The 26,003-nt window shown below is 45.2% G+C and carries 27 protein-coding genes; 6 read left to right on the forward strand and 21 right to left on the reverse strand.

Annotated features, from left to right (window positions below; all coding sequences use genetic code 11):
- The first annotated feature begins 107 nt into the window (after positions 1-107).
- A complete protein-coding gene (locus ABY044_RS05520) occupies positions 108-407 on the forward strand; it encodes a cytochrome c (protein ID WP_373018997.1) in 300 nt (99 codons plus the stop codon).
- Between the two features lie 112 nt (positions 408-519).
- On the opposite strand, the gene ABY044_RS05525 is transcribed toward ABY044_RS05520, so the two are convergent.
- From ABY044_RS05525 to ABY044_RS05580, 12 genes are all read right to left on the reverse strand, one after another.
- Complete coding sequence (locus ABY044_RS05525; protein ID WP_373018999.1) at positions 520-4,380, reverse strand: DUF3683 domain-containing protein; 3,861 nt, start codon at positions 4,378-4,380, stop codon at positions 520-522.
- A gap of 78 nt (positions 4,381-4,458) precedes the next feature.
- Positions 4,459-5,883 carry a ribosome biogenesis GTPase Der gene (der, locus tag ABY044_RS05530; protein ID WP_373019001.1) on the reverse strand — a complete coding sequence of 475 codons (1,425 nt, stop codon included), beginning with the start codon at positions 5,881-5,883 and terminating at the stop codon, positions 4,459-4,461.
- A 3-nt stretch (positions 5,884-5,886) separates the two neighbouring features.
- On the reverse strand, positions 5,887-7,107 hold the full coding sequence (bamB, locus tag ABY044_RS05535) for an outer membrane protein assembly factor BamB (protein WP_373019003.1): 1,221 nt from the start codon (positions 7,105-7,107) through the stop codon (positions 5,887-5,889).
- A gap of 52 nt (positions 7,108-7,159) precedes the next feature.
- Positions 7,160-7,798 (reverse strand): YfgM family protein, encoded by a 639-nt coding sequence (locus ABY044_RS05540; RefSeq protein WP_373019005.1) that lies wholly within the window; start codon positions 7,796-7,798, stop codon positions 7,160-7,162.
- 48 nt (positions 7,799-7,846) lie between these two features.
- A complete protein-coding gene (gene hisS, locus ABY044_RS05545) occupies positions 7,847-9,118 on the reverse strand; it encodes a histidine--tRNA ligase (RefSeq protein ID WP_373019007.1) in 1,272 nt (423 codons plus the stop codon).
- A 76-nt stretch (positions 9,119-9,194) separates the two neighbouring features.
- On the reverse strand, positions 9,195-9,587 hold the full coding sequence (locus ABY044_RS05550) for a helix-turn-helix domain-containing protein (RefSeq protein WP_373019009.1): 393 nt from the start codon (positions 9,585-9,587) through the stop codon (positions 9,195-9,197).
- 11 nt (positions 9,588-9,598) lie between these two features.
- The gene (gene rlmN, locus ABY044_RS05555; protein ID WP_373019174.1) at positions 9,599-10,714 is read right to left on the reverse strand and encodes a 23S rRNA (adenine(2503)-C(2))-methyltransferase RlmN; all 1,116 of its coding nucleotides are present in this window, start codon (positions 10,712-10,714) and stop codon (positions 9,599-9,601) included.
- Positions 10,715-10,735: 21 nt separating this feature from the next.
- Positions 10,736-11,158: a nucleoside-diphosphate kinase gene (ndk, locus tag ABY044_RS05560; protein ID WP_373019011.1), complete on the reverse strand. Its 423-nt coding sequence runs from the start codon at positions 11,156-11,158 to the stop codon at positions 10,736-10,738.
- A 122-nt stretch (positions 11,159-11,280) separates the two neighbouring features.
- Complete coding sequence (locus ABY044_RS05565) at positions 11,281-11,607, reverse strand: HesB/IscA family protein (protein WP_373019013.1); 327 nt, start codon at positions 11,605-11,607, stop codon at positions 11,281-11,283.
- Between the two features lie 18 nt (positions 11,608-11,625).
- Positions 11,626-12,057, reverse strand: coding sequence for an Rrf2 family transcriptional regulator (locus ABY044_RS05570; protein WP_373019015.1), 432 nt, complete (start codon positions 12,055-12,057; stop codon positions 11,626-11,628).
- A 122-nt stretch (positions 12,058-12,179) separates the two neighbouring features.
- Positions 12,180-12,983, reverse strand: coding sequence for a serine O-acetyltransferase (gene cysE / locus ABY044_RS05575; RefSeq protein WP_373019017.1), 804 nt, complete (start codon positions 12,981-12,983; stop codon positions 12,180-12,182).
- A 2-nt stretch (positions 12,984-12,985) separates the two neighbouring features.
- The gene (locus ABY044_RS05580) at positions 12,986-13,747 is read right to left on the reverse strand and encodes an RNA methyltransferase (protein ID WP_373019019.1); all 762 of its coding nucleotides are present in this window, start codon (positions 13,745-13,747) and stop codon (positions 12,986-12,988) included.
- A 108-nt stretch (positions 13,748-13,855) separates the two neighbouring features.
- Here ABY044_RS05580 and ABY044_RS05585 point away from each other — a divergent pair, with 108 nt between their 5' ends.
- A complete protein-coding gene (locus tag ABY044_RS05585; RefSeq protein ID WP_373019021.1) occupies positions 13,856-14,662 on the forward strand; it encodes an inositol monophosphatase family protein in 807 nt (268 codons plus the stop codon).
- Positions 14,663-14,670: 8 nt separating this feature from the next.
- Here ABY044_RS05585 and rimI read toward each other — a convergent pair whose 3' ends face one another.
- From rimI to ABY044_RS05630, 9 genes are all read right to left on the reverse strand, one after another.
- Positions 14,671-15,123 (reverse strand): ribosomal protein S18-alanine N-acetyltransferase, encoded by a 453-nt coding sequence (gene rimI / locus ABY044_RS05590; RefSeq protein WP_373019023.1) that lies wholly within the window; start codon positions 15,121-15,123, stop codon positions 14,671-14,673.
- 36 nt (positions 15,124-15,159) lie between these two features.
- Entirely contained in the window at positions 15,160-15,771 is a 612-nt protein-coding gene (locus ABY044_RS05595) for a hypothetical protein (protein WP_373019025.1), read from the reverse strand.
- A gap of 14 nt (positions 15,772-15,785) precedes the next feature.
- Positions 15,786-17,330, reverse strand: coding sequence for a 2-isopropylmalate synthase (locus ABY044_RS05600; RefSeq protein ID WP_373019027.1), 1,545 nt, complete (start codon positions 17,328-17,330; stop codon positions 15,786-15,788).
- Between the two features lie 9 nt (positions 17,331-17,339).
- The gene (pssA, locus tag ABY044_RS05605) at positions 17,340-18,134 is read right to left on the reverse strand and encodes a CDP-diacylglycerol--serine O-phosphatidyltransferase (RefSeq protein WP_373019029.1); all 795 of its coding nucleotides are present in this window, start codon (positions 18,132-18,134) and stop codon (positions 17,340-17,342) included.
- Positions 18,135-18,223: 89 nt separating this feature from the next.
- The gene (locus tag ABY044_RS05610) at positions 18,224-19,534 is read right to left on the reverse strand and encodes a UDP-glucose/GDP-mannose dehydrogenase family protein (RefSeq protein WP_373019031.1); all 1,311 of its coding nucleotides are present in this window, start codon (positions 19,532-19,534) and stop codon (positions 18,224-18,226) included.
- Positions 19,531-21,162 carry a glucose-6-phosphate isomerase gene (gene pgi, locus ABY044_RS05615; RefSeq protein WP_373019033.1) on the reverse strand — a complete coding sequence of 544 codons (1,632 nt, stop codon included), beginning with the start codon at positions 21,160-21,162 and terminating at the stop codon, positions 19,531-19,533. Before pgi ends, ABY044_RS05610 begins: the two co-directional genes overlap by 4 nt.
- A 45-nt stretch (positions 21,163-21,207) precedes the next feature.
- Entirely contained in the window at positions 21,208-22,092 is an 885-nt protein-coding gene (gene galU / locus ABY044_RS05620) for a UTP--glucose-1-phosphate uridylyltransferase GalU (RefSeq protein WP_373019035.1), read from the reverse strand.
- 37 nt (positions 22,093-22,129) lie between these two features.
- Entirely contained in the window at positions 22,130-22,660 is a 531-nt protein-coding gene (locus tag ABY044_RS05625; RefSeq protein WP_373019037.1) for a DsrE/DsrF/DrsH-like family protein, read from the reverse strand.
- Positions 22,647-22,880 (reverse strand): sulfurtransferase TusA family protein, encoded by a 234-nt coding sequence (locus ABY044_RS05630; protein WP_373019039.1) that lies wholly within the window; start codon positions 22,878-22,880, stop codon positions 22,647-22,649. Before ABY044_RS05630 ends, ABY044_RS05625 begins: the two co-directional genes overlap by 14 nt.
- A 182-nt stretch (positions 22,881-23,062) precedes the next feature.
- Here ABY044_RS05630 and ABY044_RS05635 point away from each other — a divergent pair, with 182 nt between their 5' ends.
- The 4 genes from ABY044_RS05635 to soxZ all read left to right on the forward strand — a co-directional run bounded on the left by ABY044_RS05635 (position 23,063) and on the right by soxZ (position 25,982).
- Positions 23,063-24,535 carry a M48 family metalloprotease gene (locus tag ABY044_RS05635; RefSeq protein ID WP_373019041.1) on the forward strand — a complete coding sequence of 491 codons (1,473 nt, stop codon included), beginning with the start codon at positions 23,063-23,065 and terminating at the stop codon, positions 24,533-24,535.
- Positions 24,536-24,723: 188 nt separating this feature from the next.
- A complete protein-coding gene (soxX, locus tag ABY044_RS05640; RefSeq protein WP_373019043.1) occupies positions 24,724-25,101 on the forward strand; it encodes a sulfur oxidation c-type cytochrome SoxX in 378 nt (125 codons plus the stop codon).
- A 41-nt stretch (positions 25,102-25,142) separates the two neighbouring features.
- Entirely contained in the window at positions 25,143-25,610 is a 468-nt protein-coding gene (gene soxY / locus ABY044_RS05645) for a thiosulfate oxidation carrier protein SoxY (RefSeq protein WP_373019045.1), read from the forward strand.
- 60 nt (positions 25,611-25,670) lie between these two features.
- Positions 25,671-25,982 carry a thiosulfate oxidation carrier complex protein SoxZ gene (gene soxZ / locus ABY044_RS05650; RefSeq protein ID WP_373019047.1) on the forward strand — a complete coding sequence of 104 codons (312 nt, stop codon included), beginning with the start codon at positions 25,671-25,673 and terminating at the stop codon, positions 25,980-25,982.
- The last annotated feature ends 21 nt before the right edge of the window (positions 25,983-26,003 follow it).

The raw sequence follows: 26,003 nt of genomic DNA on the forward strand, positions 1-26,003 counted from the left end.
TTTTTTTGCCCTAAACAACGTCTATTAAGTCGACATAACTTGACCCCAAGGTCATCTTGGCTTTTAATGATGTGCGATTTACTTAAACAAATTACGGGAACAGAATTATGAAGAAATTACTCGTTGCAACTCTAACGACAGGATTACTATTCACAGCTTCTGCTCAGGCTGCGGATGCACCTGCTAAAGCCAATACCTGCGTTGGCTGCCACGGAGCCAATGGTAACAGCGTTGTTCCAAACTTTCCTAAATTGGCAGGACAGCACGCAAACTATCTTGAGAAGCAGTTGAAAGACTTCCGTGACGGTTTCCGTAAAGACGCGACCATGGCGACTTTTGCTAAAGGACTAACCGATCAAGAGATTAAAGACTTGGCAGCTTACTACGAAGCACAAAAAGCTCAATAATCTCATCCGGAGATCAATACGGCGGCTGAAGATAGATTCACCGACTTATTGATCATCAGATATAAAAAAGGCACTCAAATGAGTGCCTTTTATATTACCGAACGCAATCTTCTTACAGCAGTACTTTCTCGATACCACCCGCTTCGAGCTTTTTCAAGAATTCCTTGTTCCAACTTTCGCCGTAACGATTCTTCATTAACTCGACCACGATGTAGTCGGTATCCATACCGGTATTATCCGAATAACGTCCCAAACCTTGCTGACAAGCCGGACACGAAGTCAAAACCTTAACACTGCCGTCATTGATCTTGTCTTTACCGGTTAAATCAATCAGACCCTGCTTAAGCTCCGCCTCTTTTCTGAAACGCAACTGTGTCGCAATATCAGGACGTGCCGTCGCCAAAGTTCCCGCTTCACTACAACAACGGTCACTGAATTTAACCTCGGACTGCAACAGATCTTTTGCGACTTGTGTTCCATCCATCAGCTTCATCGGATCGTGACACGGAGCATGATACAAATACTGCTTACCGGTCGCATTCTCAAGCCCCATACCCTTTTCGGTCAAGAACTCGTGAATATCCATCAAACGGCAACCAGGGAAGATACGTTCGAATTCATACTTGGTCAGCTGGTCGTAACAGGTTCCGCAAGAAACGATGACCGTTTTAATGTCCATATAGTTCAACGTGTTTGCAACACGATGGAACAGGGCCCGGTTTTCGGTCGTGATTTGCGAACTTTTATCCGCCAATCCGGCCGCCGCCTGCGGATAACCACAGCACAGATACCCCGGAGGCAACACGGTTTGTACACCGGCATCGTATAACGACGAAATCGTTGCCAGACCGATGTCGCTGAACAGTCGTTCCGATCCGCAACCTGGGAAATAGAATACCGCTTCCGAATCTTCCGTGGTCTTCGCCGGATCACGTACGATCGGAATCTGAGTGGCATCTTCCACACCCAACACATTACGGTAGCTGCTCTTATTCGGACCGGTATGCAACGGCTTGCGAACAAAATTAACCACATGCTGCTGAACCGATGCCGGGTTGGTCGAACTTGCCGGCAAGGTTTTCTTACGATCCACCAGACCTGTCCACTTTGCCAGCTTGTGCCCCAAAGTAATGAAGTTCGATCCCCAACCGATCATGCTCTTACGTAACACCTTAATGGTCAGCGGGTTCTTGGTATTCAAGAATAACAGAGCCGCCTTCACCATCAAGCTGCTCTTCTTCTGCCCCATGTTGGTCAGAATGGTACGCATACGAATCGATACGTCACCGAAGTCGATATCGACCGGACATGGCGTCGCACACTTATGGCAAGTGGTACAGTGATCGGCCACGTCGTTCATCGCATCGAAATGATGCAGAGAAATACCGCGTCGTGTCTGTTCTTCATACAAGAAAGCCTCAATCACCTGACCGGTCGCCAGAATCTTGTTACGCGGCGAATACAATAAGTTTGCACGCGGGATATGCGTTTGACACACCGGCTTACACTTACCGCAACGTAGACAATCCTTGATATCCTTGTTAAGTTCGTCCAGTTCAGTTGCTTCTAGAATCAATGCTTCCTGCTGAACCAACTGCAACGATGGCGTATAAGCTTTTTCCAGACCGGAGCCCGGCATAAGCTTACCTTTATTGAAACGCCCTTCCGGATCGACCTTGTTCTTATATTTGACAAAGGCATCGATCTTATCTTCTTCAAGGTACTGGAACTTGGTCAAACCGATTCCGTGCTCACCGGAAATAACGCCGCCCAAACGATGAGCGATATCCATAATGCGATCCACTACCTTATCCGCGCGATGAATCATGGTGTAGTTGTCGGAGTGCACCGGAATGTTCGTGTGGATGTTTCCGTCACCGGCATGCATATGCAACGCAACAAACAAACGCGCATTTCTCAGTTCAAAATGTAGCTGCTTGATCTTTTTCAACAAAGGTTCAAAATCGTGCCCCATAAAGGTCTCTTTCAAGAATGAAAGAATCTCTTTACGGTAAGAGACCACCAAATCACGTCTCAACATCAGATTAATGATTTTATCGCCTTCGCGGATTTTCTCGGCAACCCCTTCTGGGTACAGATTTAAATGTTCGGCTGCCGGCGCATCCAAATGTGCGAGAATCGAAGACCAACGCTGACGAACCTGACTAAGGTGCGATTTACTTTCGTCGACCTTGCCTTTGAAATACGTCGCAGGCCCTTTGCTGTCCTCAAAGTCGTCCGCTTGATTGAACTCTTTAATCGGTTCGGAAAAGTATTCGCTTAACGAATCGATGATTTCAAGTTTATTCTGAATCGACAATTCGATATTGATACGTTCGATTTCGTTGTTGTAATCGTTCAAACGCTCCAACGGAATCACCACGTCTTCATTGATTTTGAAGGCATTGGTGTGCGCCGAGATTGCTGCGGTACGGGAACGATCCGACCAGAAACGCTTACGCGCCTCTTCACTGACCGCAATAAACCCTTCCGCATCACGTTTGTTGGCCAATTCAACGATTTCCGTACAAGTATTGGCTACTTCAAAACCGTTTTCACCACAAACGTCGGCCAGAAGAATCATCTTCGGAAGACCTTTACGATTGGCTTTGGTGTTGTATTTAACCGCTTTGATATAGCGCTCGTCCAGATGTTCCAATCCGGCCAACAAGATACCTTGCTGTTTCTTGCTTTCGATAAATTCGGTAATTTCGACAATCGCCGGAACCGCCAAACTCAAATCGGTACCGAAAAACTCCAGACACACCGTACGCGTATGACTCGGCATGCGATGAACGACAAAACGAGCCGACGTGATGATGCCGTCACACCCCTCTTTCTGTACACCCGGTAAACCGCTCAGGAATTTATCGGTAACGTCTTTACCTAAACCGGCTTTACGGAATGCAGAACCCGGCATTTCAAGACGTACCGGCGCATCGATTTCGGTTTTCCCGTCGATCTCGTAGCGCTGCATTTCAAAGACAACGGTTTTCTGATCCTGCAATTTACCGAGGTTATGATTGATACGACGGATTTCCAACCAAGTTGCATCCGGCATAACCATTTTCCAAGAAGCAAGGTTGTCTAAAGTCGTTCCCCAAAGCACCGCTTTTTTACCGCCGGCGTTCATCGCGATGTTACCGCCGATGCAGGAAGCATCCTGTGACGTCGGGTCAACCGCAAAGACATAACCGAAACGCTCGGCCTGTTCCGATACGCGGCGAGTCACCACACCGGCACCGGTCTGAATAGTCGCGACTTTACCGATACCCGGCAACTCGACTTTTTCAACCATGCCAAGGTATTCCAGTTTTTCGGTATTAATAACGACCGAATCCTGATGCAATGGAATAGCACCGCCTGTATAACCGGTTCCGCCGCCACGCGGGATCATCGTTAAACCAAGATCGATACAAGCTTGAACCACATAAGCGACTTCTTCTTCGGTATCGGGAGAGACAACCACTAAAGGCAACTCTACGCGCCAATCCGTCGCATCGGTAGCATGAGAAACTCGTGCCAAACCACCAAAGTCGATGTTATCGTTACGGGTAAACTTGGATAATTTCCGGCGAACCCGCGCTCTTAATTCAATCTGTCTAGGGAACCAATCGGCGAATTCTTTTACGGCATTTCGCACGGAATGCAATAAGTCTTCGGCCAAATCATTACCGTTTAAACGCTGTTCAACCTGTTTTAAACGATGATTCAACGCGTTGATCAAGGCATCGCGACGCTTCGGATTCTCGATCAAGTCGTCTTGAATATACGGGTTACGAGTCACGACCCACATATCCCCCAAAACCTCAAACAACATTCTGGCTGAACGCCCAGTATTGCGGGAATCACGCAATGATTCGATCGTTTTCCAACCTGATTCACCCAAAAACCTTAACACGATCTCTTTATCGGAGAACGAAGTGTAGTTGTAGGGAATTTCACGAATACGTTTAGCCGGATTTGGACTCATAATGCTGTCTAAACTCTTAGTAATATCAGAATGATGCTAATTTAAATAGGTATCTTGTCGGTTCGATTAAAGAGCCGACTAAGTTCTGCGTTTTTGAGTACGCTTTTTCTTTTTCTTAGCGGCGATTGGCTCGCCGTCCTTACGTTTAATACGTTCGGATAATTTGTTCTTACGTCCTTCAAAAGGATTGCTGGTCACCTTGTACTCAACCGTTACCGGCGTACCAATCCACTTAAAGGCTTTACGAAATACATTAGTCAAATATTTGGTATAAGCTTGCGGCAACTTATCCACCTGAGTGCCGTGCACAATCACGCGCGGCGGATTCAAGCCACCCAAGTGCGCATAACGCAGCTTCACGCGACGCCCTGCAATCAACGGAGGTTGATGCTCTAATACGGCCTGCTCCAATACACGGTTCAAATCGGAAGTTGAAACGCGCTTCATCGCCGCCATATAAACACTTTTAACGGTCTTGAACAGATCTCCAACACCGGTACCGTGCAACGCCGAAATCAGGTGCTGCTTTGCATAGTCTGCAAACTGCAAACGGTAACTCAATTCATGGCGAACTTTCTGGCGTTGATCGCCATCCAGGTTATCCCACTTATTCACGGCTAAAACCAGACCGCGCCCGGACTCGATTGCCAGACCAAGCAAAGTCAAATCCTGGTCGGTCAGCCCTTCCGAACCGTCGATCACCAAGATAACCACGTGAGAATCTTCCATGGCTTCGATCGCTTTGACGATACTGAACTTCTCGACTTTTTCGGAAATGTTTTTACGGCGACGAACTCCGGCGGTATCGATCAAGGTATATTCTTGACCATCACGTTCGAACGGTACATAAATACTGTCTCGAGTGGTGCCCGGCATATCGAATGCGACCACTCGTTGTTCACCGATCATACGGTTGATCAACGTCGACTTCCCTACGTTAGGACGGCCGATGACGGCTACTCGGATTCCCGGATGATCGTCCAAATCCTGACCGGATTCATCTTCTTTTTGAGGAATCTGATCAAGCACGTGATTCACACAATTCGCGACATTATCACCGTGAGCGGAAGAGACCGGCATCGGTTCACCTAACCCCAACTGGAAGAAATCGGCCTTGATTAATTCATAATCACAACCTTCGGATTTGTTGACCAAAACTTGCACTGCTTTATCGAACTGGCGTACATATTGGGCAATCACTTCATCGCCGTGCGTCAACCCCTGACGACCGTCAACTAAAAACAATACGGCATCGGCCTCTTCCAAGGCGGCCTGCACTTGGCTGGCCATCAACGGATCCACACCGTCCGTCTCACCACTTAAACCACCGGTATCGACCACGATATAAGGCGAGTGGCCGACTCGACCCGTACCGTACTGACGGTCACGAGTTAACCCGGGATAATCCGCCACAATCGCATCACGCGAACGGGTTAAGCGGTTAAACAGAGTAGATTTTCCTACATTAGGACGCCCCACTAGGGCGATAACAGGCTTGCTCATTCTTTATTTGCCTTGCTCAGCGGCTTTAACTTCCGCTGTTTGGAATTCAATTAAATCCGATTTTGTAATTCGGTAACTATTAACGGTTCCTTTGCTGTCTAAAATATACAGCGTATCGCCGTCCAGCATCGCATGCACGACGTTATCTTCATCACCGTAATCATTACTGTGTTTAACACGGCCGATAATCGTACCGTGCACTTTATCCAGCCAATGGATGTATCCAAAGCCGTCAATGGCCAAAATCATATCTTTATAACCGATCAAATCACTCAGGTTGCGGTATTTCAATCCGACCTGACTCCACAGCTCAGTGCCGTTGGAAATATCATAGGCATGAACAACATCGTCTTCATCAACTACATAAATTGCCTGATCGTCCGCAATGAAATCCCGGTAACCCGAAACCTCTTGAGAATAATATAAATTTCCGCTTTCAAGACTGATTGCTGCCAATTTTCCATGGTAGCCAAGCGCAATCAATCGATCGTTTTTCAAGACCAAAGCGGACTGTACGTCAACCATACGCTCCAGGTCGGTACGCCCTCGAGGAATCGCGACTCTCGCTTCCCAAATCGTGTTACCCGATTCCGCTGATACCGCTTCAACCTTACCTGTTTCCCAGCCGATATATACAACATTGTCGTGATATAAAACCGGCGCCGCACCGCGCAATGAAAGATTCGGAATCTGATACTCTTTAACCCAGACAACACGTCCGGTTTCCAGGCTAAGTTCATATAACATTCCGTCTACGGTACGGGTAAAGATTTTACCGTCTGCAATCACGGCACGACTTAAAACTTCACTCGAAACCTGTGTCTGCCAAATGACCTGCCCGTCCTCTGCGGAAATGGCAACCACTTTTCCTTTTGAGGTACCGACAACTAAACGGCCTTCTGCCAGCACAGGACCGGAGATGACTTTTTCATCGATCTGACTCTGCCAGATCACTTGATCGGTCCAGCGTGATTGATTGTCTTTCTTAAAGGCGGAAACCATACCGGTTGAATCGGCAACAAACACCGCATTTAAGTTTTGTGCGATATTCAACCCTTCTTCCGAGTTACGCATAGCATTCATTTGAATTTGCCAATTTCTATCAATTTGAAGCGGCGAATCCAATGGCGTCAAAGCGGTCGGCACTCTCACTACTTTAGAAGAGGAGCACGCGGTCAATCCCAGTGCCAATATAATTAATGAAACAGTACGTAACAAATTCACTACAAGCGTCCTATTTAAAACTCAACCAACTAACCAAATCGTGATCTACTTATTAAGACAGATCATCCAATTGAATTTGCGCGATACCTTTAAGGCTCTTTGAAGCCTCTGCATTTTCCACTACTCGTTTGAAAGCGTCGCGAGCCGCATCAATATCAGCCTGCGATAAAGCGATCAACCCCGAAGTATAGTCATAAGTTCCACGCTCGGATGGCAACAAAGCTTCTGTCTTCACCCCATCCAACATCGCCTTAGCATCAGAAAACGATTTGTTATCCGCCAACATACGAGCCAAACGGATAGTTGCGATGCGCTGCAAACTGTCATCGGAAGAATTTACACGCACCCATTCAAGTTGCTGCTTAGCTTCGTCAAACTCGCCTTTTTCAAAGTCGTACTTTGCAACCATCAATGCCGCAGCCGCAGCATAAGGACTTTCCGGTTGTTCCTGAATCAACTTTAGGGCGTCACGAGAAACTTCGCCAAACGTCCCTTGCTGTAAATTCATTTGTAATACTTCAAAAGTTGCGGAAGCGTTGCTTGCTTCGGCCGTTTTCTTCTGATCCCAATAACGCCATCCGGAAAAAGCAACAGCAACTACCAACAAACCGCTTAATAGCGTCGTACCGTTTTTCTTCCACCAGGTTTTAATCGCTTCAACCTGTTCTTCTTCTGTTTCATAGCGGCTCATAACTTATGAATCCCTCGTTAACTGATTAGTTTCGTAAAAATATATCGATTAATTAAACAACGTTTTTAAATGATCGGTCAGTTCATCCCAGCCAAGCGTAAGCTGTTCGGCTTCGTCTCGAAGCGGTTTTAGCGCAACCACTCTACTTTCGACCTCTTGATCGCCAAGGACAACCGCATAATGCGCGCCGGACTTATCCGCTTTTTTAAACTGGCTTTTGAAGCTGCCGCCGCCGCAATTCATTTGAACGTTAAGTTGCGGTAAATCATCACGAATTTTTTCGGAGATGATCAAGCCCGGTCTTTGAACATTTTCTCCGACCAATACGACATAGATATCCGGTGTTGCATGAGCCGGCACCAACTGTTTATCCATTAACAAGGCCGTCAAACGCTCAATCCCCATCGCAAACCCAACGGCCGGGGTAGACTTTCCGCCGATCTGCTCGACCAGTCCATCGTAACGCCCACCGGCACAAACCGTTCCTTGTGCGCCTAATTCCGTCGTAACCCATTCAAATACAGTGCGGTTGTAATAGTCCAAACCACGCACCAAATTCGGATTGACGACATATTCTATGCCTAAATCATCCAAATGGGATTTTAATGTTTCAAAATGTTGTGCTGATTCTTCATCCAAGTGATCAATTAGCTTAGGAGCACCGTCGACAACCGCTTTCATATCCGGATTTTTGCTATCCAAAATACGCAAAGGATTGGATTCCAGACGGCGTAAACTGTCTTCGTCCAACTGCTCTTTATGCTCGGAAAGATAAGCAACCAACTTATCGCGATAAACTGCTCTCGCTTCTTGGCTCCCCAAAGAGTTGATCTGCAATTCCAGATTTTCCAAACCTAACTTTTCCCACAGACGGGCACTCAGCGCAATCAATTCGGCATCGATATCGGCGTCGCTTAATCCAAAAACCTCCACGCCAAACTGATGAAATTGACGGTAGCGTCCTTTCTGGGGACGTTCGTAACGAAACATCGGGCCGCTATAATATAACTTTTGAATTTGATTGTGGGTAAGACCGTTCTGAATCATCGCTCGAACGCAACCGGCGGTTCCTTCGGGACGCAGCGTTAAACTATCGCCGTTACGATCTTCAAAGGTATACATCTCTTTTTCTACGATGTCCGTGACCTCACCGATAGAGCGCGCGAAAAGTTCGGTTTTTTCAACAACCGGTAGACGAATCGACTGAAAGCCGTATTGCTGTAATGTTTCTTGTGCTTGGGCAAGCAAATAATCGAATGCCTCTACTTCTGAACCATAAAGGTCATTCATGCCACGAATGGCCGAAATCTGTTTTCCCATAAAATATTTAAACTCTTTTTAATACTTTTTATTTTAAAAACTAATCAGGATTTTGCCGCTAATAAATCCGACCGCTCTATTGCATAGCAGCCCAAATAAATACGCCCAATACAACCAACAACAAAACCAACAATACAAAACGAACTAAACCGCCTCGAATCAACGGCTTAGTTGTCGGATACTGATAACGTTGCATCGATTTCAAGTTACTGACGACGTCATCCGCATCCGGAAAATAAGGTTCGTATACCTCTTCATCAATACCGAGAAAATGTGCGTAATTTCGTACGTAACCACGCTCAAAGGGTGTCATCTCGGATAAATTCAGTTCGGTCTGTTCGAATTGTTCCAACTGAGACTCCGGTAAATTAAGACGCTTAGAAGCCTCTTCAAGTGTGAGTTTTTTTTCTTTTCTAACTTTAAGAAGCAATTCATTTAATGCTAATTCCACACTTTCTTGCTCTACCATCTCAACTCCCTTCAATTCACGTTTTTAGCCTGGCCTTCAAACTCAACCCTATGTATCGTACGCTTCGTGCGATCTTTCACTTTTCCGGCCAATTGTCCGCAAGCGGCATCAATATCGTCGCCCCTGGTTCTACGAACCGTACAATTCAAACCTGCATCCTGTAACTTTTGCTGAAAACGGTGAATCGCATTATTAGATGAACGCTGATACTCCGTATTCGGGAAAGGGTTAAACGGGATTAAATTGATTTTGCAAGGCAGATCACCAAGGATAGCGATCAATTGATCGGCATGCTCCGGTAAATCATTGATCTTGTCCAGCATGACATACTCTACTGTTACATGCTTTTTGCTGTGTCCGCCTTCGACAAAACGATGCAACGCAGGCATCAAAACTTCAAGAGGATATTTTTGATTGATTGGAACTAAAATATCACGAAGCTCGTTGTTCGGTGCATGCAAAGAAATAGCCAGACTTACGTCCACTTCTTCTTTAATTTTATCAATTGCCGGCACCACACCCGCCGTACTGATCGTCACGCGTCTTTTGGACAATCCGTATGCATAATCATCCATCAAAATTCGTGCAACCGGAAACACATGAGTAACGTTCAATAACGGCTCACCCATCCCCATGAAGACGACGTTGGAAATACGTCTTTCATCTTTTGGCTTACAACCCAGCGCTTTGTTCGCCACCCACATTTGGGCGATGATTTCCCAATTTTCTAAATTACGGTTAAACCCCTGTTGCCCGGTCGAACAAAAACTACACTCCAACGCACAACCGACCTGAGATGAAATACACAAGGTTCCTCGCGTTTTCTCAGGAATAAACACCGCTTCAATGCAATTGTGATTATCGACTTCCAACAGCCACTTAATCGTGCCGTCGTCGGAATGCTGTTCAGCTACGATTTTGGGCGTTCTAATTTGAGCAACGGACTTGAGTTTTTCACGCAACGGCTTACTTAGATTGGTCATTTCGTCGAAATCACTGACGCCATGCTGATGAATCCACTTCATTACCTGAGAGGCACGAAAAGGCTTTTCACCAATTTCGGTAAAATAAGCCTCCATGGCAGATCGATCCATTCCTAGAAGGTCTACCTTATCCATCAATTCCATTGTCACCTGATAAATACTCTTTTAATCTCTCAGACACAATTCTGTCTGACTGAAAAAATAACCGATTTCACGGGCGGCACTCTCTACAGAATCCGAACCATGGACCGAGTTTTCACGAACGCATTTTGCAAAATCGGCACGAATGGTTCCCGGCGCGGCTTTTGCCGGATCCGTGACACCCATAATCTCACGATTTTTAAGAATGGCATTCTCGCCTTCTAAAACTTGTACGACCGATGGCGCGGAAATCATATATTCAATAAGCGGCTCATAAAACTCACGCCCCTTATGCTCGGCATAAAAACCTTCCGCCTGCTCACGGGTTAAACGTAACATCTTAGAAGCAATGACGCGCAAACCACCCTGTTCAAAACGCTGTAAAATTGTACCAATTAGGTTTCTTTCCACCGCATCCGGCTTAATAATTGAAAAAGTACGCTGCATTTGCTTTTCCTTAATAAAAATAGTTGCATTATTCTAACAATTATTCATTACGGCTGCAGAAAAACAAAACCCCAGCCATGGCCGGGGTTAGTAATCTTTAAGAAAGTGAAGCCAAGATCAAATTACACTGTAAATGATTCTCCACAACCACAACTTTCTTTCACCTTAGGATTCTTGAAATCAAACCCTTCATTTAGCAGACTTTCTCTGACATAATCAATTTCCATGCCATCGATATTCTCTAAACTTTTTGCATCTACCACAACCTGGGTACCGTGACTTTCAAAAACGGAATCATCCGGGTTAATCTCGTCCGCATAATCTACAACGTAAGAAAAACCGGCACAACCACTAACCTTGGTCGACACTCTTAAGCCAATACCCGAACCTCGCTTGGAGATCATGTTCTTCACTCGCTGTGCAGCAGCTTCTGTTAAGGTAACGGCCATATTTACTCCTTATACTACCTATCCGAATTTAATCTCTTTGACATTGACATGCGCCTTATCCAACAGAGATTGTAGCGAAATACCCTTTAAAAAGGAATCTATCAATTCACTCAACTCACCCCAAAGCTCGTGGGACAAACACTTTTCCCCGCCTTGGCAATTTACTTTTCCGCCGCATTTACGTGCATCCACAATCTCATCCACGGCATGAATGATTTGACTGATTGAAATATCACCCGCCGCACGGCTCAAGCGGTAACCGCCTCCCGGCCCTCTTGCACTTGAAACTAAATCCGCTTTTTTCAATTTAGCAAACAACTGCTCTAAATAAGACAGAGAAATCCCCTGTCTTTCAGAAATTAAAGACAAGGTAATTGGCCCATTATTCTGATTCAAAGCAATGTCAATCATTGCAGTTACGGCATAACGCCCTTTTGAAGTCAATTTCATCGCACTCTTCCCGTTCTTAAACTATCGCTAGATTATACAATAACCATGTAAATTACTCAAGTAATATGATGCGTATTTTAGCACCAATCTACGTAAAATTTACACCTTGAGTTCATTCTAACCTAATCAACAACCTTTTTTCCAGCAGAACTTTTCAAATGCGCCGCCTGCTCGGGATCACTTGGCTCCAATACCGCATCATCCAATTTGGGAAAATGCATATCAATCGACTCCCCGCCAAGCTTCTGAAGCTCTTTAGCCATTATCTCTAACTTTTCATCCTGAACCTGTATATGATCCAATAAACTGTAAATCGCTTTTTCAACCGGATCAGCTACATCCTGTCTTACACCGTACGCATCAAATCCAATCTTTTCGGCCATCTTAGCTCGGCGTTCCTTAACACCCGACTTCTCTTGTTCAACGATTCTTCCGGGAATTCCGACCACCGTCTTGCCTTCCGGAACCGGCTTCAAAACCACGGCATTCGATCCAATGCGGGCGTCGTCGCCGACTTCGATAGGACCGAGCACCTTCGCCCCCGCACCGACGACAACACGATTCCCCAACGTCGGATGACGCTTGCCTTTTTTCCAGGTTGTACCGCCTAAAGTAACGCCATGATACAAGGTACAGTCATCACCGATTTCGGCCGTTTCCCCTATCACCACTCCCATACCGTGATCAATAAAAAACCGTTCCCCAATCACACATGCAGGATGAATTTCGATACCGGTAAACCAACGAGCCACCGTTGAAATGAAACGTGCTAACCATTTAAGTTTTTTGTTCCATAAAAAGTGCGCGACACGATACCATAAAATGGCGTGCAAACCTGGATAGGTCGTCAGCACTTCAAAAGTATTTCGAGCCGCCGGATCGCGTTCGAACACACAATTAATATCTGATCTTAGTCGCTTAAACACGCTCAACCCTCTTTTTGATTTTTAGTCGCCTGACGCTGTGCCGCCGTCAAAACACCGCGCAATATATCAATTTCTTTAACGTCTAACTGGGCACGATTGAACAATCGACGCATCCTACGCATGAAGCGGGCGTTTTTGGCAGGATCCAAAAACTCGATATCCTGCAAAGCTTGATACAAGTGATCGTAAAACCCTTCCAACTGCTCAGAAGACGCTAATTTATGACGATAACCCTTACTATGCTGCCTTTCGATATCCGTCGCCATTAGACATTCATAGGCAAATACTTGAACCGCAGCACCCAAATTCAATGAACTGTACGTCGGATTTGTCGGGATATGCGCCAAATAGTGGCATTTATCCAATTCCGAATTACTTAAACCGGAATCTTCCCGCCCGAACACCAGAGCAACATCACCCTCTTCCACCGTACTCAACGCCAATTCAGCGGTTTCTCTAACATCCAGTTGCGGCCAAGAGACTTTTCGTAACCGGGCACTTGCCCCTATGACCAGCTTGGCGTCTTTAACCGCCTCATCCAAACTCTCAACCACCCTAGCCGAATTAAGTACATCGGCCGCACTGGACGCCCTGACCGAAGCGACCTGACTCGGAAACTCTTTTGGGCTGACTAAGACCAACTGGCTCAACCCCATATTCTTCATGGCTCTCGCCACGCTCCCGATATTCCCTGGATGGGAAGTTTCAATCAATACAATTCGGATTCTTGACAATCCCTTATGCAGAGCATAATCTTCAATCATTATATTTTTCCGTTATAATTCGCATCCACTTACATTTTAGCGTTTAGCTAATCACTTTATCGCTCGTAGTGCACAGATTAGAAATAAAAACCAACATAGGAATTTACCATGCACCCTTTACTCAATGTCGCCAGCATAGCCGCCCGCAGCGCAGGCAGCAACATCATGCACCACCTAGACAACATCGATCGTCTGCATATTGAACATAAAGGCAAAAATGACTATGTCAGCGAAGTCGATAAAGAAGCTGAACGGACTATTATACAGACCATCCAAAAATATTACCCGGACCACACGATTATTGCTGAAGAAAGCGGAAAATCTTCCGGCAACAAAAAATCGGATATCGAATGGATCATCGACCCTTTGGATGGTACGACCAATTTCCTACATCAATTTCCGTCGTTTTCAGTTTCCATTGCCGTCAAGGAAAAAGGAAAACTCATGCATGGTGTCATCTTCGATCCGCTTCGAGATGAAATGTTCAGTGCAACCAGAGGGAGCGGTGCAAAACTGAATAACTTCCGCATTCGCACCAGCGAACAGAAAACACTGGATAACGCCCTGCTTGCTACCGGCTTCCCATATCACGACTTCAGCTACCTTGACAGCTATATGGCAAGCTTAAAGAGCTTCATGCTAACCACCGCAGGCGTCCGCCGGGCCGGCTCGGCCGCACTTGACCTAGCTTACGTAGCTTGCGGGCGCGTAGACGGCTTTTGGGAATTCAACTTAAAGCCGTGGGACATTGCCGCAGGTGCCTTGATTGCACAAGAAGCGGGGGCATTGGTGACGGATTTCATGGGTGCGGAAAACTATCTGGAAAGCGGTAACATTCTGGTTTCGAACCCAAAACTATATAAAGAAATGGCACAGACCATCGCCAAAACCATTCCGGCCGAATTAAGACGTTAATTTAAAAATCAGAGGGTGCAGGACATCAAAACCGCATCCTCTTTTCCTTCGATCAAAGATAGACTCTCATCATCCCATAACTGACAGCGGTAATAATTCTTTCGTACGCCGTCATGCTGAAACTCGCATTGCTTATAAAGCTTTTGACCGGCTTCATTGGACGCCCTGACCTCCAACAAAATGAGTCGATAACCACCTGCATTTAATTTTTCTTTCAAAGCATTCATAGCGGCTCTACCGACACCTTGCTTTTGATATTTTGGTGCCACACAAAAATTCAGCAACTGCACCTCATCCAGAACTGTGAGCATGCATGCATACCCCAACTGTTCGCCTTCGCCGCTGCAAAAAATATAGTTCAATCCTTGATCCAGGCTATTTTCAAACCCTTTTTTCGACCACGGATAGTCATAGGCCTGCTGCTCAACGCCCATTACCCAATCAAGATCACTTTCATGCATAGAACGCAAATAACTAAAACCGGACATATGTAGAGATTAAGAAAGGTTTACGGAAGTAACAACGGATTGATAAAAAGATTGCTTGGCATAAGGATCGACCAACATATCCTGCAAACTGGGCACCTCTATCACTTGAAGACCCTCGGAAAGCTGCTCGGACAATTCGCTATCGGACTGCATGCTCAGCACACAATCAACACCGGATTCCACAATCTCTTCCATCGTTGCAAACAGCATTTCTTCGGAAATTAATGCTTCGGTATCGTAATAAACAATCTGATCTTCTGGCCAATTCAGAGCTTCACAAATATTTAGCCAAAGCTGCCATTCCAGCTGCTCTTCGTCTTCCCAAATCGAGTTTAGACCGGAACCAATCAGAATCAAACCGACCGAATCCTGAGTGTTTGCAGTGCTCCGATCAACAGACATTGGAGATTGTTCCTGAGCAACCACAACCTCTTCAACTCGATTCGTTTCTGATTCACCATCAAACAATAAGCCACTTTCAGGCGAGTCATTTAATGGCTCGTCATCATCGAGCGGCATTGATTTTTGGAGCAGCTGGTTTTCAAAAAAAACAGACCTCTCTCGCCAGTTAGAACCTCCTAACTGTTCAAACAGGTCTGCAGAAAACTTTGGCGAGGACATAGAAATTAAAAGCCTTAAACGGCTGCTTGCGGATGAGCCTTTTCACCCACCGCCTGAAGCTTATTCAAGGCATTGATATAGGCCTTCGCTGAAGCCGTAACAATATCCGTATCCGCGCCTTGACCATTCACAATGCGGCCGGCCAACTCCAAGCGTACGGACGTTTCACCCATCGAATCGGTTCCGTTAGTTACGTTACTAACCGAATACAATTCCAAAGTGGCACCGGAGGACACCAACTTTTCGATCGCTTTAAAGGTTGCATCAACGACACCGCCACCATTGGCCGAAGCGGTCGCTTCATTACCGTCAATCCATAAAGTCACTTCTGCAAAAGGCTGCTCGCCGGTTTCAGTCGCCACCTTAAGAGAAACTAGTCGACAGGTTTCATTTTCAACACGCTGTGCAGAATTATCTGTAACAAGGGCTTGCAGGTCTTCATCATAAATTTCGTGTTTACGATCCGCCAATTCTTTAAAACGTACAAAAGCCTCATTTAACTCCTGCTCTGTTTCAAAGGTAATACCCAATTCCTCTAAGCGCGAACGGAAAGCATTACGCCCCGAATGCTTACCCAACACCATCTTATTGGTTGTCCAGCCCACGTCTTCAGCGCGCATAATCTCGTAAGTTTCGCGATGTTTAAGAACACCGTCCTGATGAATCCCGGACTCGTGAGAAAATGCATTGGCCCCGACAATCGCTTTGTTAGGCTGCACGGCAAAACCGGTGATATTAGAAACCAAACGTGAAGCCGCCAGTATTTCCGTCGTGTTGATTCGAGTATCGACGTCGAAAATGTCCTGACGGGTTTTCACTGCCATCACTACTTCTTCCAACGCCGTATTACCGGCACGCTCACCTAAACCGTTAATCGTACACTCGATCTGGCGTGCGCCATTACGCACTGCCGCCAACGAGTTAGCCGCCGCCAAACCTAAATCATTATGGCAGTGGGCAGAAAAAATCGCTTTATCGGAATTTGGAATGCGTTCAATCAAGTTTTTAAATAGCTGCCCGAATTGATGAGGGACGTTGTAACCTACCGTATCCGGGATATTAATGGTCGTCGCTCCTGCATCGATTGCAGCTTCAATCACACGGCATAAAAAATCCAACTCCGAACGACCCGCATCTTCCGGCGAGAATTCCACATTATCAGTATAATTACGCGCCTTTTTAACCGCCCAAACCGCACGCTCAACCACCTCGTCCGGAGTCATACGTAATTTCTTTTCCATATGAATCGGCGAAGTCGCGATAAAAGTATGAATTCTTCCCGAATTGGCCGGCTTGATCGCCTCACCGGCGCGTACGATGTCATTTTCAACCGCACGAGCCAAACCGCAAATCGTACTGTCTTTAATTACTGAAGCAACCGCTTTTACCGAATCGAAATCCCCTTCACTCGCCGCCGGAAAGCCGGCCTCAATGACATCGACACGCAACTTCTCTAACTGCTTGGCAATACGCACCTTCTCTTCTTTAGTCATAGAAGCGCCCGGACTTTGCTCGCCGTCGCGCAGGGTGGTATCAAAAATAACTAAATGGTCTTTCATTACTCTTCTCTATTCTTTTAATTCAGTTTCCGATGACTCGATACTTTTCTCTTCGGACTGCTCTGAATCGTCTTTTTTATTTTGTTTGCGCAAACTCCTGGTTTTACGCAGCGCCACTAATGTCAAAACCGGGCCGGAAACCGCGTAAACCAAAAATATCAAAAACAAGATCATGGCCGGTTTTAAAGTAATCACTACAAACAACAGCACCATCACCAACAAAGTGACAAATGGCACTTTGCCCTTCATATCCAATTCTTTAAACGAACTGAAACGAACATTACTCACCATCATCAGGCCGGCTAAAACCGTTAACAACATCGCAACCAACGGCTCAAGCCCCGTCTCAATATTATTACTTTCGACCATCCAAACTAAACCTGCCAGCAATGCTGCGGCCGCAGGACTCGGTAAACCTTGAAAGTAACGCTTATCGGCACTGCCTACCTGAGTATTAAAACGGGCCAAGCGCAACGCAGCTCCAACCGTGTAGATAAAGGCAACCAACCACCCGAGTTTGTCATAGTCATGCAGCGCCCACTGATATACCAATAGCGCCGGAGCCAATCCAAACGAAATCATATCAGCCAAGCTGTCGTATTCAGCACCGAAAGCACTGCATGAATTTGTCATGCGCGCCACCCGTCCGTCCAAGCCGTCAAAAATCATAGCGACGAATATAGCAATCGCGCCGGCTTCAAAATGCCCCTGCATTCCGGCGATTACGGCGTAAAAACCGGCAAACAAAGCTGCGGTGGTCATTAAATTGGGCAGTAAATATATACCGCGTTCAAATGGTTTCATAAACTACACTTCAAAAATTTTGTGAATACATCTTTATTTTAACAAGATGTGGTTAGCATCAGGCTTTAAGTTATGCCTGATGCCGTATTTTATATGGTTTCGCCGCGGCCTACACCAAAATAACGGAAACCCAGTCCTTTCATTACTTCCGGCTCATAGATATTTCGTCCGTCAAAAATCACCGGCGTCGTCATGCGGCTTTTCATCAACTCGTAATCGGGACTCCAAAACGATTTCCATTCGGTAAGAATAAACAACGCATCCGCGCCTTCAAGAGCTTGATACATATCTTCAAAATATTCTATGCATGAACAGCCTTGATAATGTTTTTTGAAATCTGCCACCCCTTTGGGATCATAGGCGTTAATCGTTGCACCTTGCGCCGCCAGAGCTTCGACGGTTTTGATACTCGGCGCGTTTTCTACCGTCGAAGTATTGGGCTTAAACGACAAACCCCAAATGGCAATTTTTTTGCCCCTAAGATCCGTATCGAAAAATCGCCAAGCCTTGCGGAAAAGAACTTCCTTTTGGGATTCATTGTTACTCAGCACCGTTTTCAACAAATCGGCATCGTAACCTTTGCTTTGTAAAGTCCCGACCAGGTTTTTAACATCTGCGGCAAAACTCGGTCCGCCGAATCCGCACCCCGGATACAAGTAACTAAAACCGATTCGAGCATCCGACCCCATCCCTTGTCGAACTTCTTCCATATCGATATCGAAGTGCTCGGCATTGTTCGCCAACTCGTTCACTAAACTGATACGGGTCGCAAGCAACGCATTAACGGCATATTTAGTGTATTCGGCCGCTCGCGTACTCATGACCTTCACTTGATCCGTCACCCTGTTGAAAGGACGCATCAAATCCTTAATACGATTTATACTCTGCTCATCGCGGCTTCCCAAAACAATGCGGTCGGGACGAGTAAAATCTCCGATCGCCGAACCTTCACTGATAAACTCGGGCATTGCCGCAACCGAGACTTTTGCGACCAGCCCCCTTTGAGCAAACGCCAATTTGATTTGAGCCTCGAAACGATCGGCCGTACCAATCGGGAAAGAACTTTGATTCACCACCAAAACATCGCCGGTAGCGCATTCACCAATCACCTTAATCACTTCTTCCGCTCTATCCAAGCGCCAAGAAGGCATGCTTAAGATCAAAACCTCACCGTGCTTAACCCCTGCTCTCCAGTCGGCTTCAAAAACCAAACCACCCTCTTCAACCTGCGATCTAATTAACTGACTCAAGCCCGGCTCGTCTCTAGGTAAAACCCCTTGATATAAATCTTCAACTTTAACCACACCAATCGGCATGGCGACTACCCGGTTACCTGTTTGCGCCAATGCGCCAGCAGTTACCAGTCCACTCAACTCACAACCGAAAACCGATACCTTCATTTTACAAGCCTCTTAATCAAATTCTGGGTGGATGAATCAAAGCCGTCAATACGAGTCACATCTTTAATGGCCGCGTGAGCCTCTTTAGCGATCAGCTTACCTAACTCAACCCCCCATTGATCGAACGGATTAATTTCCCAAATAACCGATTCTACGAACGTCTTATGCTCATAAAGCGCAACCAACATACCTAATGTTTTAGGAGAAATTGTCTTGAGCAAAATCGTATTGGACGGTTGATTGCCCGGATAATGCTTAAAAGGTGTATTAAACTGCTCTTTGATCGAGTCCGGGATTGCAGCATCCCCCAACATAAGAACACGAGACTGGGCAAAACAGTTCGCCATAGCCAATTCATGCTGGTTGCGCAAACTCCCGTCTTTTTCGGATACGGAATTACGGTCGAAATCGTCGCGCTCAATCGGTGCAATAAAGTCACACATAACCGACTGGGTTCCCTGATGCAATAACTGATAAAATGCATGCTGCGCGTTAGGTCCGACCTCACCCCATAAAATCGGACAGGTTTTATAAGAGACTTTTTCGCCGGCGCGATCCACCGATTTACCATTACTCTCCATCACCAACTGTTCGAAATAGGAAGGCAAATACCTCAAACGGGCGTCATAAGGTAAAATCGCTTTTGCTTGAATATCCAAAAAGTTAATATTCCACACGTCGATCAAGCCCATCAACACCGGCATATTTTTTTCAAGTTCGGCAGAACCAAAGTGATTATCCATAAGATGGGCACCAGCCAACATCTCTTTAAATCCGTCCATGCCGACTTTCAACGCAATCGGCAAACCAATGACAGACCACAAAGAATAACGTCCGCCGACCCAATCCCAAAATACCAACTGATTCTCTTCCGGGATACCCCATTGTGACATCATATCAGGCTTGGTCGAAACGCCTAAAAAGTGCTGAGACACCAGCGTATTCGAGTCATGAACCACCTCTTCCAACCAATCACGAGCCGTTTCGGCATTCGACAGAGTGTCGATCGTGGTAAAAGACTTCGAAGCCAGAATAAACAGCGTGGTCTCTTGATTTAAAGTTTTTAACAGATTGGAGGTCTGGGTGCCGTCGATCGAAGAAATGAAATGCAAATTGATAGGAGATTTTATCGTTTGTAAAGCATGGGTGATCATCAACGGTCCCAAGTCGGAACCACCGACACCGATATTCACCACATCAGTAATCGGCTTTCCGCTATAGCCTCGCCAATGGCCGCTTCGAATCTTATTGACGATGCCCGCCATTTTATTGAATTCGGCATCGATATCCGCCTGAACACTCAAGGCGACTCCCTTAACGTCTTTACCGCCGGCACGCAACGCTGCATGCATCGCAGGACGGTTTTCGGTATCGTTAACCTGTTCACCCGTCAGCAGACGATCAATCCAATCAGGTAAAGCCTGTTGCTTCGCCAATTCTACCAATAATGAAAGCGTCTCTTTGGTCACCCTATTCTTGGAATAATCCAAAAACAACTCATCCAGCTCAATCGAAAAAGCATCCGCTCTATCAGGATCCTCAAACAACGATTTCAAATGCACTTCACCGATACCTTGCTCGTAATGCAACTGCAAGGCTTCCCACGCTTTAGAACTTTCCACACCCATGCTTATCGCTTCCTTCATGCCCATGATTGAAAAAGTGAAACTGCGTTAAATTTCTGTAAGTTCGATTTTCTCTAAATATTCTCTAAACCCCTGCCCCAACTTAGGATCACGCAAAGCGTATTCAACGTTCGCCTGTAAATATCCAAGCTTATCTCCGCAGTCATAACTCTTTCCATTCTTGAATTCAAAGCCAAACATGACCTCTTCATCCAATAACGCATCCATCGCATCGGTCAATTGAATCTCTCCGCCCGCGCCAGGTTTGGTTTTTTTCAGCAGCTGCATCAATCGAGGGGTAAAAATATAACGTCCGACAACAGACAGGTTCGAAGGCGCCTCTTCAATACTCGGCTTTTCAACCAACTTTGTAATTCTCAGATCCGGCCCTTTTACGTCCGCAATTCCGTACTTTTCAACCTGATCCTCAGGAACCTCTTCCAAAGCAACAACACTGGTATGGACTTTCTTATAAGTTTCCGCCATTTGTGCAAGACACCCCTTTTTCGGGTGATACATCAATACGTCCGGAAGCAATACTGCAAACGGTTCATTTTCACCAATAATAGGTGCCGCGCAAAGAATCGCATGCCCCAGACCCAAAGCCTCCGGTTGACGCACACTTACCAGACGCACCCCTTCCGGTGTAATTTCTCGCAACGGCTCCATACGATCCAACTTACCGCGCAGTTCCAATTCTTTTTCCAACTCGTAATGTTTATCAAAATGGTTTTCAATCGCCCCCTTACTTGAGTGCGTCACCAAAATAATATCTGTAATTCCGGCTTCGGCGGCTTCATGCACAATGTACTGAATAAGTGGTTTGTCGACGACCGTCAACATCTCTTTAGGAATGGCTTTAGTGGCTGGTAAAAAACGGGTTCCCAAACCCGCAACAGGCAAAATCGCTTTGGTTAACGGCTTATATGACATATTCCCGACCCTTTATCGTTATGAACTAAATAATACATTAAATAAATAAACTTTGTGTTTGCGGCGTTTGCACAAAATAGCTCGGCGCCCCGGCAAATTCCACCCCGTCAATAAAGTCCGATGCCTCAAACCCCATTAAATCCACCGTCATCTGACACGCCGTCATTTTAACGCCCAACTCTAGGCATAAATTACGCAACTCTTCCAGTGGCAGCTGCCCCTGTTCGGCCAACTGTTTTTTAAAACCTTTCGTCGCCAAACTTGCCATACCAGGCAAAGTCCAAACCAACCCCGGTAAGCACTGATTCCAATCGACATTCTTAAACCAGTTGGGTCCCACTGGACTTTTAACAATCATATCCGGACGCCCTAAAGGAGAGACTTTCAAGCCTCGCGTATCGCGTAAAAGACATTTCAATCCATAAAACGTAAAGAACAATTCCACTTCCTTATCCATTACAGAAGCAGTACTGGCAAGAATAAAGGAGGCATAAGCCCAATCAAGTGTTCCTTTCGATTGAATAACACTAAACTGGTTTGGAGAATTGGCCGTTTCACTCGATACCATGAACAGCCCTTTGAATTTGAAAAACAAGACATGGCTCAGTCTGTTTGAGCTCGCAAGACAACTCTTTCTGCTTACAAAACGCGGGAATATCTTTCAATCCGCCTTTATCGGTAAGCACCACCAAAAACGGTTGAATGACGTCAGGAGATTCAGCCAAAAATTTCTTTAATTTAATAACTGGCATAGGGCAAGCCAATCCACTAAAATCCAACGTCTGCATAATTTAACACCCGATTAACTCCAAAATGAAACGCCTTTTTTATCAGCCTCGTACAATCCATTTTAAACGCGGCAACTTTTATTTCATTGTACACAACTTACTATAAGAGTAAGCTTATAATACTTAAAAAATTCGTGCTTTTAATTAAGCCCATAAAACATAATCAAATTCGATAGAATCCTATGTTAACAGCCGCATACTCGACGTTCAAACCATTTAGAAAAGCGACTTCTTTTCTACTGTGGGCCATTATCCACTGGCTATTCGTTCTCCAGGCTGCGCAAGCTAACGAACTTCCAAACTTAGGCTCTTCCGATCTTGTCGAATACACAAAAGAAAAAGAGCAAGCTCTTGGAAGAGCTTTCAAATCGGCACTACATACAGAATATCGTGTCGTTACAGATCCTGACATTGAAAACTACATTCGCAGAATCGGCCATCAAATAGCGCAACACACCGGAGACAATAGAAACTTCTCTTTTTACGTTATAGAAAATCCTGATATCAATGCATTTGCGGGCCCCGACGGCGTCATCGGCATTCACACCGGACTAATCACCTCGGTCAGGACAGAAGCCGAACTCGCATCCGTCATCGCGCATGAAATCGCCCACGTCACCCAAAACCATCTATCCAGACGGTTTGAACTTCAATCAAACAGCAGCATTACGACCATTGCATCAATCATTGCCGCCATATTAATCGGTATGCAAGATTCCTCAGCCGGCATGGCCACATTAATGGGCAGCATGGGAGCCGATGCTCAACAACAACTTAAATACTCCAGAGCACATGAATCAGAGGCAGATTCTGCAGGCATTTCTTACCTCTATAAAAGCGGATACAACCCTTATGCTATGGGAGATTTCTTCGGCCGCTTATCACTTGCATACCAAAACAGCGAATTCAAACCGATCGAAATTCTGCAAACTCATCCCGTAACCGAACACCGTCTGGCCGAAGCAAGAAACCGAGCGCAAAACTATCCTCCGCTTATTTTCAAACAAGACGAAGAGTCACTTACACTCATCAAACTAAAGCTGCAAAGCATGAGTGGGCAAGAAGATCAAAGCTTGCTCTCGACAAAACTAAACAAATCGGAACAGTGCTATGCAGACACACTAAACTTACTGAAACGTTCACCGTTACAACTACATAAAAATAGCCTATCCTGCCTATATGACACAATAAAGAGTAGACCTACCCAACGGCTTTATCAGACATTACTCTATGAAGTATTTTTAAATCCCGACGTAAAAGATGTACCTGAAAATATAATCAAGCAAGCAGAATTCACCCATGAACTATACCCACAAGATCCTTCGGCACTCTTAAGGCTCACACAACTACTCATTAAAGACAAAAAATCAGAAAAGGCCATAAACCTTCTTGAGAAAGAGACTCCGGATCTTCAATATCAGAATCAAGCTTACAAACTATTAAGTACAACCTTTGCACAAGAAAACAAAATGGCTGCCGCGTACTATTATGAAGCCCTAAGTTATTTCAACATAGGTGATGTAAAGAGAACCAACATCTATCTAAATAAAGCAAAAAACCTTACAAACTCCAATGAAACCAATATCTTATCCAAGATAAACCATTTCGAATCCGAACACGCCAAGGCTTTGAAAGAAAACAACAAAGATGACTAAATAAATTTGGTCATAAGTTTTTATTAAGAAGAGATTAAATAAAACAATACCTTTTCCCCCCCAAAAAACTTGCGTTTGAAATTTTAGTGAGTAAGCTTACGTCCAAGAGCAAGTTTTGTTCAAAATAATAAAATCCCAAGCTAAATATAAAACGGGAAAAGTTATAAAGACTCTTTAGGAGGAGAAGAATGTTTAATTCTAACATGAAGAAGTTGTTGAGCGCTTTAGCGATCTCGTCTGCTGTAATTTTAACTCCTGTAGCCTCCTTTGCGGCGGAAACAGGTGCTTCATCAGTGGAAGAAGGTAAAAAGCTAGCTTTTAGCCGTTCAAAAGGTAACTGTCTTGCATGTCACATGGTTGGTGATGGTGCAATGCCTGGTAACATTGGCCCTGCGATAATTGCCATGAAACTGCGTTACCCTGACAAACAAAAGTTGTTCAACAAAGTTTGGGGAACGCCTGAGACTCAGAATGTTCCAAACAGCATGATGCCTCCATTTGGACAAAATGGAATACTTACAGACGATGAAATCAGCAAAATTGTTGACTACATCTATACACTGTAATTTTAATGTTTATTAAACCTTAACCGGGAGTTTAAAACCTTATGAAACGTAGATCTTTCCTTAAAGGTACCCTAGCAACTGGCGCGGCAGCTGTAGCTGTAAACGCTGGTCTTTTAACGCCAAGCACTGTATTAGCTGAATGGAACAAAAATGCTTTCTCAGCTAAAAAAGCTGATGATGCACTTAACTCTGTATTTGGTTCAGCATCTGCAACTGCTTCTGGTGACATCAAACTTAAAGCTCCTGCGATCGCAGAAAACGGTGCAGTAACTCCTGTAACTGTTGATGCTACAGGCATGAGCGGTGTTGAGTCTATCGCAATCATGGCAAGCAAAAACCCAATGCCATTAGTTTGTACTTATGACTTTTCAAGTTCTGCATTAGGTTATGTTTCTACTCGTATCAAAATGGGTGAAACAATGAATGTTATTGCCGTTGTTAAAGCTGGTGGAAAACTTTTCAAAGCTGAACAAGAAGTTAAAGTAACTATCGGTGGTTGTGGTGGTTAATCCACACCTTTAAACTTTGAAAGTTTATTGACACACTGAAAATTATTAAAAGGAAATAACATGTCTATTAAAATCAGAATGCGTGGAAAATCAAAAGGTGGCGTTGCAGAAGTTAAAGCGCTAATCAAGCACCCTATGGAATCAGGTGTTCGTATGAACAAAAAAACTGGTAAGCCATATCCTGCTAAGTTCATCGATACCGTTAAAGTACTTGTAAACGGTACTGAAGCTGTTAACTCTCAATGGTCTGGTGCGGTTTCTGCAAACCCATACATGGCTGTTCAAGTAAAAGCTAACGCTGGTGATGAAGTTAAAATCGTTTTAACTGATAACACTGGTGAAGCTGGTGAAGACACTCTTAAATTGAAATAATTTGAGAGATGGTACCTACCT

Source organism: Thiomicrorhabdus sp. (assembly GCF_041583835.1).
Classification (GTDB): Bacteria; Pseudomonadota; Gammaproteobacteria; order Thiomicrospirales; family Thiomicrospiraceae; genus Thiomicrorhabdus.

What these genes read in the sequence shown, in the direction of transcription:
- ABY044_RS05520 (WP_373018997.1), top strand. Translation starts at nt 108, where the DNA reads ATGAAGAAATTACTCGTTGCAACTCTAACGACAGGATTACTATTCACA.
- ABY044_RS05525 (WP_373018999.1), bottom strand. Translation starts at nt 4,380, where the DNA reads ATGAGTCCAAATCCGGCTAAACGTATTCGTGAAATTCCCTACAACTAC.
- der (WP_373019001.1), bottom strand. Translation starts at nt 5,883, where the DNA reads ATGAGCAAGCCTGTTATCGCCCTAGTGGGGCGTCCTAATGTAGGAAAA.
- ABY044_RS05540 (WP_373019005.1), bottom strand. Translation starts at nt 7,798, where the DNA reads ATGAGCCGCTATGAAACAGAAGAAGAACAGGTTGAAGCGATTAAAACC.
- hisS (WP_373019007.1), bottom strand. Translation starts at nt 9,118, where the DNA reads ATGGGAAAACAGATTTCGGCCATTCGTGGCATGAATGACCTTTATGGT.
- ABY044_RS05550 (WP_373019009.1), bottom strand. Translation starts at nt 9,587, where the DNA reads ATGGTAGAGCAAGAAAGTGTGGAATTAGCATTAAATGAATTGCTTCTT.
- rlmN (WP_373019174.1), bottom strand. Translation starts at nt 10,714, where the DNA reads ATGGAATTGATGGATAAGGTAGACCTTCTAGGAATGGATCGATCTGCC.
- ndk (WP_373019011.1), bottom strand. Translation starts at nt 11,158, where the DNA reads ATGCAGCGTACTTTTTCAATTATTAAGCCGGATGCGGTGGAAAGAAAC.
- ABY044_RS05565 (WP_373019013.1), bottom strand. Translation starts at nt 11,607, where the DNA reads ATGGCCGTTACCTTAACAGAAGCTGCTGCACAGCGAGTGAAGAACATG.
- ABY044_RS05570 (WP_373019015.1), bottom strand. Translation starts at nt 12,057, where the DNA reads ATGAAATTGACTTCAAAAGGGCGTTATGCCGTAACTGCAATGATTGAC.
- ABY044_RS05580 (WP_373019019.1), bottom strand. Translation starts at nt 13,747, where the DNA reads ATGATTGAAGATTATGCTCTGCATAAGGGATTGTCAAGAATCCGAATT.
- ABY044_RS05585 (WP_373019021.1), top strand. Translation starts at nt 13,856, where the DNA reads ATGCACCCTTTACTCAATGTCGCCAGCATAGCCGCCCGCAGCGCAGGC.
- rimI (WP_373019023.1), bottom strand. Translation starts at nt 15,123, where the DNA reads ATGCATGAAAGTGATCTTGATTGGGTAATGGGCGTTGAGCAGCAGGCC.
- ABY044_RS05595 (WP_373019025.1), bottom strand. Translation starts at nt 15,771, where the DNA reads ATGTCCTCGCCAAAGTTTTCTGCAGACCTGTTTGAACAGTTAGGAGGT.
- ABY044_RS05600 (WP_373019027.1), bottom strand. Translation starts at nt 17,330, where the DNA reads ATGAAAGACCATTTAGTTATTTTTGATACCACCCTGCGCGACGGCGAG.
- pssA (WP_373019029.1), bottom strand. Translation starts at nt 18,134, where the DNA reads ATGAAACCATTTGAACGCGGTATATATTTACTGCCCAATTTAATGACC.
- ABY044_RS05610 (WP_373019031.1), bottom strand. Translation starts at nt 19,534, where the DNA reads ATGAAGGTATCGGTTTTCGGTTGTGAGTTGAGTGGACTGGTAACTGCT.
- pgi (WP_373019033.1), bottom strand. Translation starts at nt 21,162, where the DNA reads ATGGGTGTGGAAAGTTCTAAAGCGTGGGAAGCCTTGCAGTTGCATTAC.
- galU (WP_373019035.1), bottom strand. Translation starts at nt 22,092, where the DNA reads ATGTCATATAAGCCGTTAACCAAAGCGATTTTGCCTGTTGCGGGTTTG.
- ABY044_RS05625 (WP_373019037.1), bottom strand. Translation starts at nt 22,660, where the DNA reads ATGGTATCGAGTGAAACGGCCAATTCTCCAAACCAGTTTAGTGTTATT.
- ABY044_RS05630 (WP_373019039.1), bottom strand. Translation starts at nt 22,880, where the DNA reads ATGCAGACGTTGGATTTTAGTGGATTGGCTTGCCCTATGCCAGTTATT.
- ABY044_RS05635 (WP_373019041.1), top strand. Translation starts at nt 23,063, where the DNA reads ATGTTAACAGCCGCATACTCGACGTTCAAACCATTTAGAAAAGCGACT.
- soxX (WP_373019043.1), top strand. Translation starts at nt 24,724, where the DNA reads ATGTTTAATTCTAACATGAAGAAGTTGTTGAGCGCTTTAGCGATCTCG.
- soxY (WP_373019045.1), top strand. Translation starts at nt 25,143, where the DNA reads ATGAAACGTAGATCTTTCCTTAAAGGTACCCTAGCAACTGGCGCGGCA.
- soxZ (WP_373019047.1), top strand. Translation starts at nt 25,671, where the DNA reads ATGTCTATTAAAATCAGAATGCGTGGAAAATCAAAAGGTGGCGTTGCA.